At 49.3% G+C, this 13318-nt stretch carries 11 protein-coding genes; 4 read left to right on the forward strand and 7 right to left on the reverse strand.

The genetic code is table 11. The features are described from left to right. Nucleotides 1-435: 435 nt before the first annotated feature. Nucleotides 436-804, forward strand: a complete 369-nt coding sequence (locus AC27N8_RS12280) for a SaoD/DsrE family protein (RefSeq protein WP_487067354.1) — start codon at nucleotides 436-438, stop codon at nucleotides 802-804. Nucleotides 805-1024: 220 nt separating this feature from the next. Beyond that, nucleotides 1025-1585, forward strand: a complete 561-nt coding sequence (locus AC27N8_RS12285; RefSeq protein WP_487067356.1) for a GNAT family N-acetyltransferase — start codon at nucleotides 1025-1027, stop codon at nucleotides 1583-1585. Nucleotides 1586-1664: 79 nt separating this feature from the next. Here the strand turns inward: AC27N8_RS12285 and AC27N8_RS12290 are convergent, their stop codons facing one another. The 6 genes from AC27N8_RS12290 to AC27N8_RS12315 all read right to left on the reverse strand — a co-directional run bounded on the left by AC27N8_RS12290 (nucleotide 1665) and on the right by AC27N8_RS12315 (nucleotide 7978). Then, entirely contained in the window at nucleotides 1665-2816 is a 1152-nt protein-coding gene (locus tag AC27N8_RS12290; protein WP_487067358.1) for a Gfo/Idh/MocA family protein, read from the reverse strand. An 88-nt stretch (nucleotides 2817-2904) separates the two neighbouring features. Continuing rightward, the gene (locus tag AC27N8_RS12295; RefSeq protein ID WP_487067360.1) at nucleotides 2905-4017 is read right to left on the reverse strand and encodes a Gfo/Idh/MocA family protein; all 1113 of its coding nucleotides are present in this window, start codon (nucleotides 4015-4017) and stop codon (nucleotides 2905-2907) included. 200 nt (nucleotides 4018-4217) lie between these two features. Next, nucleotides 4218-5087, reverse strand: coding sequence for an aldo/keto reductase (locus AC27N8_RS12300; protein ID WP_487067362.1), 870 nt, complete (start codon nucleotides 5085-5087; stop codon nucleotides 4218-4220). A gap of 127 nt (nucleotides 5088-5214) precedes the next feature. Further along, nucleotides 5215-6054: a sugar phosphate isomerase/epimerase family protein gene (locus AC27N8_RS12305; RefSeq protein ID WP_487067364.1), complete on the reverse strand. Its 840-nt coding sequence runs from the start codon at nucleotides 6052-6054 to the stop codon at nucleotides 5215-5217. Then, nucleotides 6051-7106, reverse strand: a complete 1056-nt coding sequence (locus tag AC27N8_RS12310; RefSeq protein ID WP_487067366.1) for a Gfo/Idh/MocA family protein — start codon at nucleotides 7104-7106, stop codon at nucleotides 6051-6053. Before AC27N8_RS12310 ends, AC27N8_RS12305 begins: the two co-directional genes overlap by 4 nt. A 68-nt stretch (nucleotides 7107-7174) precedes the next feature. Further along, a complete protein-coding gene (locus AC27N8_RS12315; RefSeq protein ID WP_487067368.1) occupies nucleotides 7175-7978 on the reverse strand; it encodes a sugar phosphate isomerase/epimerase family protein in 804 nt (267 codons plus the stop codon). Nucleotides 7979-8589: 611 nt separating this feature from the next. Between AC27N8_RS12315 and AC27N8_RS12320 the strand changes: the two genes are divergently transcribed. Then, nucleotides 8590-9486 (forward strand): aldo/keto reductase, encoded by an 897-nt coding sequence (locus AC27N8_RS12320; protein ID WP_487067370.1) that lies wholly within the window; start codon nucleotides 8590-8592, stop codon nucleotides 9484-9486. A 109-nt stretch (nucleotides 9487-9595) separates the two neighbouring features. On the opposite strand, the gene pgi is transcribed toward AC27N8_RS12320, so the two are convergent. Then, a complete protein-coding gene (pgi, locus tag AC27N8_RS12325; RefSeq protein WP_487067372.1) occupies nucleotides 9596-11227 on the reverse strand; it encodes a glucose-6-phosphate isomerase in 1632 nt (543 codons plus the stop codon). Nucleotides 11228-11688: 461 nt separating this feature from the next. Between pgi and AC27N8_RS12330 the strand changes: the two genes are divergently transcribed. After that, a complete protein-coding gene (locus AC27N8_RS12330) occupies nucleotides 11689-13284 on the forward strand; it encodes a hypothetical protein (RefSeq protein WP_487067374.1) in 1596 nt (531 codons plus the stop codon). Nucleotides 13285-13318: the final 34 nt, after the last annotated feature.

Genomic DNA, 13318 nt, shown 5'->3' on the forward strand with positions numbered 1-13318 from the left:
CGAAATAATGCGTCTGCTTATAACGTTAATGCGCCTGAGCGCTTGTGTGCTATTGTCAGGCCCTTTTCCTTTGGATAGTTGTTGGGCTTGCGCAATGGCGTACTGCTGTCTTCCACTTTCACTATACAGAGTGCCACCAAATACTAGCTATTTGGATTGTCATGGGAGGTTCTTGCTCTTAATTTATTGCTGATAGGCTATGGGCTTGTATGTGACTCTGGAACAATTTGCCGGGTTGAAAATGTGATCAGTTTATAGCATCGATGTGGTGAAAGGTGTTTGAAATATGCTATCCTTAACGATGGAATTGAATTTAGGATCGGCCATCAGATATCCACAGACTGGCGTAAGAGCTATAGTCGTGGTTATGACTGTGTCACCGCACAGTAGCTATCTGAATGGAAAGAGATCACGTTATATAGAGAGGGATAAAAAATGAAAGTTGCATATATTTTTAGCTCATCCGGGCATAACGTCAGTTATAAATTGGGAAAAATGATTCTGCCCCAGTTAGAGGCACATCGCCACGGTGCCGAAGTCGTTGGAATGTTTTTCTTTGATGATAATACGTACGCGCTACGTAAAGGTGATCCATTGGGCGAGCGACTGAGCAGCATCGCTAAAGAGCAAAACATTTTATTGATGCTTTGTGACCAATGCGCCAGCGAGCGCGGCCTGGCGCGGTCGGTAGGTGATGGCAAATACGAACCTGTGGATACGGTCGATGGCGTCGTGGTTGGTTGTTTTCCAGACCTCTATGCCGCTCTTGGAACGAATCCTCCTGATCAGGTGATTACATTATAAATCGCTTCGTTACACTCATCCAGATGTTATGGTTAATATCATAATGCCTGCTACGTGTGTAAAGATAAGGATTTTTTTAAGAACGCTTCAGGTCTTGATGACTTGAAGCGTTCTTTGAATGATATGCTACTCATCTTATCATCGATTGAGAAGATTAGGGCAGATGAACATATGCTATAATCGGCATGAGCTATGTACTATCGCGTGATATGGAGGCAAAATGGGCAAGAAGAGCGCTTTGTCTCTCCCCATCAATAAGGATATCCAGTTACATTTACTGGAGCCATGGCATGTCAACGAATATTTTGCTTTGATCGAGCGTAATAGGTCATATCTGCGCCATTGGATGAAATGGGTTGATGAGGAAAATTCTCTCTCAAAAGATCTGGAATTTATCCAATTCAGGCGGCGGCAGTTTGATCATCATCAAGGATGTTTGCTGGGTATCTGGTATCAGGGTCATATTGTCGGCTCGATCGGCTTACATACGGTTAATTGGGAGAACCGTAAGGCGGAGATTGGATACTGGCTTGACGCGGAGATGCAGGGCAAGGGTTTTATGCATGGAGCGTGTACTGCCTTGATTTCTTATTCTTTCAGAGAATATCAACTGAATAAAGTGGAAATCCATTGCGCTACAGAGAATAAAAGCAGTCGAGGTGTGGCGGAGCGCCTGGGTTTTACGCTTGAAGGGGTGATTCGCCATAATGAATGGCTGCATGATCATTATGTTGATCATGCTATTTATGGCTTACTTGAGCAAGAGTGGAAACCTCAATAGAAAGATCTATGTGCAGGGAGGAGAAAGATACATGTTTGTTACCTCTCTCCTCGGCGCGGGGATGCATAAGTCTTATGCGTTATAGGGTCATGTCGACCCAGGTGGCACCTTTCTGCGAGCTTTCGACTGCTTTGGTGATGAAGAGCATACCACGCAGGCCATCATGAACGGTGGGATATCCTCCTACGGCCTTCCCGCCCGTCTCGACGCGACGAATGTCGGCGATGACTTGCTTGTAGATGGTGGCAAAGGCTTCAAAAAAGCCTTCTGGATGTCCCGCCGGGATGCGTGTGGCGTAGCGGGAACTTTCGCTTGTATATGGCGCATTCGTGCGATGGATCTGGGCCGGTTGCCCTGGCTGCTTGAAGAGCAGGGTATTAGGCTCCATTTGATGCCATTCCAGGCCGGCTTTGGTGCCATAGATACGGATTGTCAGGTTGTTTTCTTCTCCAGCCGCGATCTGTGAGCAGGTGAGGAGTCCCTTGGCGCCATTTTCCATGCGTAGCAACATGTTGGCATCATCATCGAGCTGGCGGCCAGCTACGAATGTACTCAGATCGGCGCTTAGAGAAGCAATTTTCAATCCAGTGATGTACTCAAGCAGATTTTCGCCATGTGTACCGATATCTCCCACACATCCAGCGATGCCAGACTTGCTTGGATCGGTACGCCAGACCGCCTGTTTGTTGCCACTCTCTTCCTGTGGGTCCATCAGCCAGTCCTGGATGTATTCAACCATAACCTTGCGTATCTCTCCCAGGGCTCCGCTACGGACCAGATCACGGGCCTGACGGACCATGGGATAGCCGGTGTAGTTGTGAGTGAGCGCAAAGATAAGATTGCCGCGCTCAACTAATTCAACCTCTTCTTTGGCCTCCTCAAGACTAAATGACATCGGTTTGTCAGAGACGACGTGGATGCCGTGTTGTAGGAAGGTCTTGACGACGGGATAGTGCATATGGTTCGGTGTGGCGACGATCACGAAGTCGATGCCATCGGGGCGGCTGGCCTCTTTCTCTGCCATCTCTTCGTAGCTCGTGTAGAAGCGCTCAAGAAACCAGTCTTTGGCCGATTCCTCGGCACGTTGAGGATCGGTTGACATGGCTCCTGCAATGACTTCTGCCTGACCATCAAGCTCGGCTGCGACGCGATGCACTGCGCCGATGAATGAACCTCTGCCTCCGCCTACGATGCCAGCACGTAATCTTCGATTGGCTACGTCTCTACTCATGACCTTGCTCTCCTAATTGTCTCTGATCTCTATGTCTCCTCTGTCATAGAGGAGACATGTTTACTACAATACTCTGCCACACAAGCTGCTAGCTCTCTGCATTCCAGTCGTGTTTGCCTGGATGTAAGGGCGCTGGACGCTCACAGGTGCTGCTGAGCTCGATATGTTTACCTTGTTCTGAGGAATCATTGAATGCCTGCATAATATCCAATACATGATAAGCCAGGTTGCCGTTGGCGCGATGGACACGACCGGATATGATGCCATGAACCATGTCTGCCAGGCCGATACCACGACTGTTTTCGGTGTAGGCATGGGTCAATGGAACATCTTGCCATTCTTTGTCCTGCGCTTTGCGGATGAGGACCGGGCCGCCAAAGGTATTGGGATCGGGGACGACGAGCGTGCCTTCCGTCCCGTATATTTCAATACGTGGCAACTGATGCGACCAGACGTCAAAGCTGGTGATGATTGTCCCCATCGCTCCGCTGGCGAAGTCCATGATGCCTGCAATATGGGTTGGCGTGTTCACCTTGATCTTGGTCCCATATTTGGGCTGGCTGGTGATGGTGCGCTCGGGGAAGCTGATGCGCGTGGAGCCGGTGACGCGGCGTACGGGTCCAAGCATGGCGATGAGGGCCGTTAGATAATAAGGACCCATATCAAACATTGGACCAGCTCCGGGCTGATAGTAGAAGTCTGGATCGCCATGCCAGCTTTCAGGGCCATGACCAAGCATAAACGCGGTTGAGGCTACTGGCTCACCAATCAAACCGTCGTTGATGATTTTGATACAGGTCTGGATGCCGCCTCCCAGGAAAGTATCGGGAGCACATCCAACACGCAGATTTTTCGCCTGAGCGGCATCCAGCAAGGTTTTGCCCTGCTCCCGGTTGATGCCTAGCGGTTTCTCACTATAGGTGGATTTCCCTTGTTCAATAGCCGCCAGACCCACCTCTACATGCGCTTTGGGGATGGTGAGATTGAGTATCACATCGATATCGGGATCTGCTAGTAGTTCTTCAACTGTACATGCTTTAGGGACGTTATACCGCTGCGCTTGAGCACGTGCTCGGTCCATATCAATATCAGAGCAAGCCGCGAAATTTAAAATATCAAATTTACTGGGAGCTTCTAAGTAGATAGAACTAATAATCCCGCATCCGATAATCCCAACATTAATTTTTGCTTTTTTATTCAAAAAGAGACTCCTCTTCTCTCTATGTGTGGACACAATTACGCTAGTGCATCCTCTGAAAATTCACATAGACATCATATCATGTCTACAAAAAGTTTTCATACATCGACAGAAAAGGTTTTCTTCTCGCTAGCCTGGCGCTGCTCTGGAGGATGTGTTTACAGGCAGTGCTGCCGTAAATGTCTCCTTCAGAGAGTGATCAGCTAGTGCTGCGTGCTGCGCAAGGCTTTAAATTCTTCGATAGTTAATGGAATCGTGGCTCCTGCAACGTTCTCTTCCAGGTGTTTGACTGAGGATGTGCCTGGAATGGGTAGGATGATGCCTGAACGTCTGAGTAACCATGCCAGCACAATCTGGCTGGGAGTCGCGTTGTGCTTTTGCGCAATCTCATTGAGTGTGGTGGATGAACTTAGTGTGTCTTTTCCTAATGGTGCCCAGTGGATGTAGGCAATGCCTTCGTGTTCGCAGTAGTCGATGAGTTTTTCGGAGGCCGGATCTGTGGGATTGAGGCGATTGAGGACGGTGACAATGGGAGCAATCCTGCGCGCTCGGGCGAGCTGGGCGGCGTCGACGTTAGAAATACCGATGTGATGAATTTTTCCTTCACTGCGTAAGCGTGCAATTTCACCGATAGAGTCCTCAAGCGGAACGTCGGGGTCGATACGATGAAGCTGGTAGAGTTCAATACGCTCAACTTTGAGGCGCCGTAGGCTCCCTTCGAGCGCTTCACGCAGATGTTCTGGACGTCCATTGGGTATCCACGTGTGTGGATCTGGATGTTCAAGCCCACCCTTGGTGGCGAGGATTAAATATTTGGGATAGGGATATAAGGCTTCCGCGATGATTTCTTCGCTGACGTTAGGGCCATAGCAGTCGGCCGTATCAATGAAGTTGACTCCTAATTCGACGGCACGACGCAGGACTGCCAGACATTCTTGCTTATTCGTTGGTGGTCCCCAGACCCCCTCACCGGTTAAACGCATTGCCCCGAAGCCCATACGATGGACTTTACAATTGCCTCCAATAGCAATCGTCCCACTGGCAGCGGCAGGAAGTTGATGGAAATTATGCATGCAATTATCTCCTCTTTGATGGATTTTCTTCTACTCTATCCTACGTTGCTGTGGTTTGTCTAGTGCTCAGAAAGATGAGCAATGCCATGGCTACTCACAGAGTAGCACATGACAGTGATAGGAGCAATCACTCATAGGACCAGTTCATGCTGCGGAGTAGTCCCTGGAGCGCTTGAGAGGCCTGACGGAAGAGATCTGGACCACTGAAACCTTGATATTGTTCGGCGGAGGCAAGATGAGGTTCAAGCGCTAAAAAGCCGTCGTAGTTGTCCTGACGGAGACGCTGTAAGATCTCAGGCCAGTGAGCCGCTCCAGCGCCTGCGACGGTCATCGTGCCGTCAGGGCGGACATCTTTGATATGTACGTACTCCAGCCAGGGTTTAGTTGCTTCATAGGCATCAGGGTAAGGTCTCTGATCACATTGCAGATAGTTAGCCGGATCGAAGACCGAGCGCAAGTGCGGATTGTTGATCGTCTGGAAGAGATCGACGTTGCGCTCGATAATATCGCCATAAATAGCTTTTTCGTTCTCGTGGAGCAGGATGATCCCTGCTGCCTGAGCTCTGTTGGTCATCTCTTGTAGATGGCTCATCACCTCGTCTCGATAGGCCGCCGGATTTGTTGAGCCAGCCTCCTCCTGCACGGGGGCATAAAACGAAAAGATGCGAATATAGTTTGTCTCTAATGCATGTGCGACCGCGATGGCACGCTCAAAGCGTTGGAGATGCTCCTCAAAGGAACTATCAATGGGCACTTTTCCAATTGGTGATCCGATCGCTGCCACCTCGATCTTTGCCGCTTTGAGTGTCTGTTTGATCTCTTCGATCTGTCGCTGCGAAAGATCAATCACATTAACTTTCCAGGCTGAGCGCAAGTCGATTGCATGGATATGTTCGCTCTGTAAGACCTCGATCTGCTCATTGAGATCAGGCGAGATTTCGTCTGCAAAGGCCGATAAACGTATCATGATAGCTTTACCTCATGGCCCGTTTGGGCGGATTCATAGATACCCAGGATGATCTCGACTGGATGGCGGGCCGCATGCCCGTCAACGAGTGGTGTACCGTTCTCCTGGATCGCTTTGATCATGTCTTCTATCTGGAGGGCATGTGTGATCGATTGTAACGCGGCTGGATTACTGGCAGTGGCTGGCGTGGGTGTGAGTAGCTCTTTTTTCTGAGCTCCGCCGTAAGGACCTGCCTCCTCCGTATCGTCACTGGCAAGATGTAAGTATCCCAGGCGATCGTTTTCGATCACGGCCGATCCTTTGTCGCCAAAGATCTCGATGCGCGTTGTCACTCCAGGATATGCTCCAGTGGTCGCTGCAATCGTTCCCAGAGCTCCGTTCTCAAAGCGCAGGATGGCGACCGCTGCATCCTCTGTCTCCATCTTGTGAACCAGCGTGTCTGTGTAGGCCTGGATGCTTTTGACGCGTCCCATCAGCCATTGCAGCACGTCGATGGAATGAATGGATTGATTCATCAGGACTCCACCGCCGTCGAGTGCCCGGGTACCGCGCCAGGCTCCGCTGTCGTAGTATTTCTGCGAACGCCACCAGGGTATGGCGGTATTTCCCATGACAAGTCTGCCAAAGGCTTTTTGTTCGATGAGCTGATGTAGTTGCTGTGAGGCCGCGTCGAAACGATGCTGGCTGATCACTGCCAGCTTGCGATTGGTCTCTCGCTGTATCTGAAGCATCTGCTCAATACGATCGTGATTGATCTCCATTGGCTTCTCAACGATCACATGACTGCCCGCCTGCATGATCTGGCAGGCCTGTACACCGTGCAGACCACTTGGCGTGCATACATCAACCACATCAAGCTGTTCGGTGTCCAGCATCGCTTGTAGATCGCTATAGGCCCGTGTATGATATTGATCAGCGAGTTGCTGTGCCTTCTCCGGAATAATGTCGGCTACAGCTACCAACTCAGCATTGGGGAGGCTGGTAATGGCCTCGGCATGCGTTGGCCCAATTACTCCGCAGCCAACAATCCCAAAGCGTAGTCTCTCAGTCATTGAAATGATCTCCTCTATTTTCTAATCTCTTCACTGTGACCGGTCACTATCCAGTCAAAATACTACTATTAGCGCATGGACAGGGATTTTGCTTCAGACCATTGCGTTTTGAGCTCTTCGATGGCTGGATGAACTTCGTTCTCAAAGTCGGTCCAGTTGCATTCAATGGAGATACGCTGATCGTATCTTGCTTGCTGTAATGCGGCGAGGTATGGCCGTAGATCCTCACCATAATGGCCCGGTGCCGCACGATCCTGCTTTTCCGCCACGTGGACATGTTCGAGTAGTGCTGTGTAGGGAAGTATGGAGGCTGGCTCTTCCTGATTGCAGGCCATGTGATAGATGTCGGCGAGCAGTCGTGCACCCGAGTCTGCGATCTGTGAGATCATCGCTCCGCTTTCGGCCACAGTGTTGAAGAGATTGGTCTCTTCATAGCGCAGTGGCTCAAGGACGATCTGGATGCCATAACGCGCCGCCCAATGGCTCCAGGTGGTCAGATGTTCCTGGATCTGTTGCGCGGCGGCTGCTTTGTCGTAGCCTGGAGGACAGGCACGTGCGTTTCCGCTGCCAAAAACGATGATGCGTATCCCGGCCTGATCGGCACGTTGGAGCGTTGTCTTCATATAGTTCTTGAGACGTACGCTATCGACTGGTCGATCAGGAGTCGCAACGAGCAGCAGATCGGATGGCAGGAGCGAATTCACGGCTTCCAGGGGAAGGGGTAACTGACGTGCTGCGCGCAGATTGTCTGCAAAATCCTCTTGCGGTCGTTCTGGAATGAGGAAACGCTGTACACTCTCTTCGAGATAATCGAAGTTGACCTCTTTGAGCTCCTGTGCCTTGCGAAAAGATGTGCAGATACCAAATTTCATAATGAAAACCTCTTTGTTTGTAGCTACGAGCAATCGTATCAAACGAGCAGGTGTGGAGGTAGCACTCAGCATGTAAGTCCTTGCCCATTTGCTTTGTGCGATAAGGGAAGCATAACATACTTTTACGTATGTTGCTGTGAAAGTGCCTTGTGACACCAAAGGCGTCCTACTTTTTGTATCGACAAGATTTTTTGATGTCGTACTCATCGAATGGCATTTTGTGGAGAGGGGAAAGATCATTTGGTCGTCATGAATCTGATGGAAGATTTGCCTATATTTTGTGAGCTTCTAATAGAAAATTAGTCCACAATTTGCAGCGAAAAAAGATGGGATTTGGACGACTGCATTTTTTGCGAGCTCAGATGAGTTGAAATTTTTCTAGAATTGGTGCTATATGTTCCATTTAGGAAGTGTTGATGACTGTGGATCGTTATCTCTTCATGACACTTTTTGGGCGCGAATGAAGTAAACTTAATGAGAAAGCTTCTTTGTGTCCCAGGGACTCTGCCAGTTGAAGCACGTTGAGTATACGCGCCTTACTGACTTCTCCACTCATATACCTCAATGGTATGAGGCACAATGCTATAGTTCTAGTATAGAAGGGTATAGGTATGCAAAATACACAAAATCGACCAGCAACGGAGAGTGGTACATTCACAATTGGAGGAGACTTACAGGTTTATCGTCTGGGGTACGGTGCGATGCGCATTACCGGCGATGGTATCTGGGGACCGCCAAAAGATAAGCAGGAGGCTATTGCTGTCTTGCATCGTGCTCTTGATCTGGGCATCAACTTCATTGATACCGCTGACTCCTATGGGCCTGCGGTGAGTGAAGAATTGATTGCAGAAGCACTCTATCCTTATCCCAAGGATCTGGTGATTACCACGAAAGGTGGCTTGCTGCGTACTGGTCCGGGTGTCTGGCCGATGGATGGCCGTCCGGCGCACCTGCGCGAAGCTCTGGAAGCAAGTTTGCGTCGCTTACGCCTGGATCGTATCGATATCTATCAGTTCCATCGTCCCGATCCTAATGTGCCGTTAGAGGATTCGATTGGCGAGATCGCGAAAATGCAGGCTGAAGGTAAGATTCGTCATGTGGGTGTCTCGAATGTGACTATCGATGAGCTGGCACGTGCGCAGAAGATCGTGCCAATTGTCACCGTCCAGAACCGCTATAATCTGTCCAATCATGAGTCTGAGCATATGACTCCTGAGCAGTCGGATGAACTGATCGATATCTGTGCGCAACAGGGGATCGGTTTTATTCCCTGGGGACCTCTGGCCGCCGGAGATCTGGCGCGTCCTGGTGGCCCTGTTGATCAGGCCGCTCAACGGCACAATGTCCAACCCAGCCAGATTACCATCGCCTGGCTGCTGCATCGTTCACCCAATATTCTGCCCATACCGGGCACCTCTTCAGTGAAGCATCTTGAAGAGAACGTGGTCGGGGCCACGATCAAACTAACTCCAGAAGAGTTTCAGGCGATCAATCAAGGGCATAACTAGCCTCTCCTCGAGTCTTCGGGCACACTGAGTGCAGATCAACGAAAAACGCTCCTCTTACTTTTCTAAAACAAGAGGAGCGTTTTTCGTTGCGTTGATGAGCCGGATAAAGCTATTCAGCTTTGCGCAAATGGCGATAGCGCTCAATCAGTGTATTGGTGGAGCTATCATGAGCGAGTTTGGGCTCCTCAGCGCTCTCCAGCTCTGGGATGATGCGGTTGGCCAGGACTTTGCCCAGCTCTACGCCCCATTGATCAAAGGAATTAATGTTCCAGATGGTTCCCTGCACGAAGACTTTGTGCTCGTAGAGCGCGATGATCTTGCCCAGGATGTTGGGGGTCAGGCGCGTGCCCAGGATGGTGTTGGTCGGATGGTTTCCTTCAAAGGTGCGGTGTGCTACCTGGAAGTCAGGTACGCCATCAGCTTTGACCTCTTCAGATGTCTTACCGAATGCGAGGGCCTCGGTTTGTGCAAAGAAGTTTGCCATCAGCAGATCATGATGAGGTTTTACCGGATTGAGCGTCTGGCAGAAGCCGATAAAGTCGCATGGGATGAGCTTTGTTCCCTGATGAATGAGCTGATAGAAGGCGTGCTGACCGTTGGTTCCAGGTTGACCCCAGATGATTGGTCCAGTCTGATAGTTGACAATATTTCCTTCGAGATCGACGTGTTTGCCATCGCTTTCCATATCCAATTGCTGGAAGTAGGCGCTCAGGCGATCCAGATACTGATCGTAAGGAAGAATAGCGACCGTCTCTGCACCGAAGAAATTGTTGTACCAGACACCGATCAGTCCGAGGAGGACCGGGAGGTTCTGTTCAAAAGGAGCGGTACGGAAGTGCTCATCCATAGAGTGGAAGCCAGCCAGCATATCATGGAAATTGTCTGGTCCAATGGCGACCATCAGCGAGAGTCCAACCGCCGAATCAAAGGAATAACGCCCGCCGACCCAGTCCCAGAAACCAAACATGTTGGCGGTATCGATGCCAAATTTGGCGACTTCCTCTTCGTTTGTCGAGACGGCGACAAAATGTTTGGCGACCGCCTGATCGTCTTTCAACGTTTTCAAGCTCCAGTCGCGAGCCGAACGAGCATTGGTCAGAGTCTCCAATGTGACAAAGGTCTTTGAGACGATGATGAAAAGTGTCTCTTCTGGATCAAGATCGTGGACCGCTTCGGCGAAGTCGGTCCCATCGACGTTGGACACAAAGCGCAGCGTCAGATCGCGATCGCTATAATAGCGCAAGGCATCATAGGCCATATAGGGACCAAGATCAGATCCGCCGATACCTATGTTGATGATGTTGCGGATACGTTTGCCTGTGTATCCCTTCCAATCGCCACTACGTATGCGATTGGCAAAGCCAGCCATCTTATCCAGGACCTCGTGGACTTCTGGCACGACGTTCTTGCCGTCGACAAGGATCGTGGCATCTTTGGGGGCTCGTAAGGCGGTATGGAGCACTGCCCGTTGTTCTGTGACGTTGATTTTGTCGCCACCAAACATCGCATCTATGCGTTGACGCAGGCCGACTGCTTCAGCCAGATCGAGCAGAAGTTTGAGTGTCTCATCGGTAATACGATTTTTAGAATAGTCTAGATACAAACCTTCTGCTTCAAGCGTAAAACGCTCACCACGTTTGGGATCTTCCGCAAAGAGTGTACGCAGATGAAGGTCACGAGCCTTTTGATAATGTTCTTCGAGTGCCCTCCATGAGGGTTGTGCTGTCAAGCTTGTTGACACGTTTTAGTCTCCTCTTCAACTTAACTTTGGGCCGTGAAATAACTAACCCTTGAAAGTATATCACTCTTTCATATGCAGCGTTTTCGGTCTTCGCTCCATGGTAGAAAGCGTGCTTCTTTGGAGCACAATTCCCGAGTGGGCGGAAAAGTTATCTATTCTGGCTATATGTGTGTGCTTGTGTGTGCTATTGATAAGCATTGCCTTATAATCATAATCGAGAAATACTCGCTCTGAAAAAATTAAGCGATCTGTTTTTTGTTTCATGTTATTATGAAAGGGATAGGTAACCTCTTGTTTCTGGTAGGTTGCCTTTATTGAGTGTTTTGAAAAGACTATATTGGAGAGTAAATTCACATATACTGCTACTCTTGCTGGTGTTTTGTGTTGCTATATTGTTACGTCTCTATCTTGCCTATCATAGCTGGCCACTTGACAATAGTGATGAGGGTGTGATGGGGGTGATGGCGATAAATATTTTGAAATATGGAGAGCATCCAGTAGTATTTTACAGTCAAGATTATATGGGAGTGCTGCAAGCCTATCTGGGGGCATTTTTTTTTCAATTTTTAGGAAATTCCTTGTTCGGATTACGTCTGGGTATGGTTGTGCTCTATGCCGCTTTTTTATGTTGCCTCTATGCGTTGATACGGCAACTCTATACGAAGCACTTTGCCTTATTTATCACGCTCCTCTTTGCGTTTGGCTCTACGGCGATGTTGACGCGGCAGTTGCTGACGATTGGAGGCTATCCCGAGACTATTTTATTTGCTACTCTCTCGTTGGCGCTTGGCGCACGTTTGGCTCTGACTTCTCCAAAAGGGACGCGGCGAGATCGTACCGCTCGACATCTCATGTTTTTCCTCTGGGGAATAGCGGTGAGTATCGGTATCTGGAGCGATTCACTGATCCTGGTCTGGGTAGCTTTTTCGGGGGTGGTGCTTTTATTTAACTGGCGGGAGTTACTTTTTAAAGGTGCTGTGATCTCTCTTTTGCTTGGCCTTCTGCTTGGAGGTGTACCTCTGATTCTCTATAATTTAGGAGCGGCGGCTGGACATGATACGATCAGCGTCCTGTTGAGTCAGCAAGGGCATTTACCATTCAAGCTGGCAATCTTGAGAGAACAGATAAAAAATACTTTTACCATAAGTCTTCCCATGATCAGTGGTAATCCCGTATGCTTGAAGTCCGAATATCCCTTTTTGCAATATTGGGGTTTTGAGACGTTCTGGTTTACGCGGTGTACTCGTCTCGGAGCTATCTGGTCCACTGGTTTTCTGGCTTTGTGGGGGAGTGCGTTACTTATGGTGTTGCTGGCGCTGAAGAAATTAGTATTTCCTTTGCGTGGACGCTCCTGGTCAGTCGACGAACGGCAGCAGATGATCCTGACCAGTTTGCGAGGTATCCTCTTGCTCGGCATGATGGTCAATATTCTCGTCTATGTGCATAGTAGCAGTGTCTTGACGGCACCGAGTGCCGATGCACGCTATCTGATCGGCGTCTGGGTGGGTATGCCTGCACTTGTTTGGCCGCTATGGCAAGGCGTAGCGCGTATCGATTTTGAACGGCACGTCTCAAGGATGTTTGAGATTCTTATAGTTCTTCGCCGGGCGTTATGCTTTAGCTTTCTATGTTTGTTGCTGACTATCTTTGTCACTGGGAGCGTGCTTACTGTCAGACAAGCATCTACGGCTCATTATGAGCAAATGCGCGAGCAAAATATCGCTAACACGTTATTGGCCAAAGGTGTAACCCATCTCTATGCTGATTATTGGTTTACATATCGCATTATTTTTGCGAGTAATGCACATATCGTTGGTGGCGTAATCCAATATAACCATAAAAACAATCATATGGTATTATGGGGCCAGAATAAATATGAGCCCTATTTTGATGCTGTACGTAGCGATCCTTATGCCTCCTATGTTATTCCGATAGATAGCGATGAAACCTTGAAACATATTGTGATGCAGAAGCTGAATGCAGTACGCTATCGAACCTTTGTCGTTGATGACTATCTGGTGTATCAACCTTTGCGGTCCGGTCAGAAAAGTGATTAGCGAAGCTCTTACATATCTATGTCCAGGGGCTTGC

This window comes from Dictyobacter sp. Z7_2 (assembly GCF_057551105.1).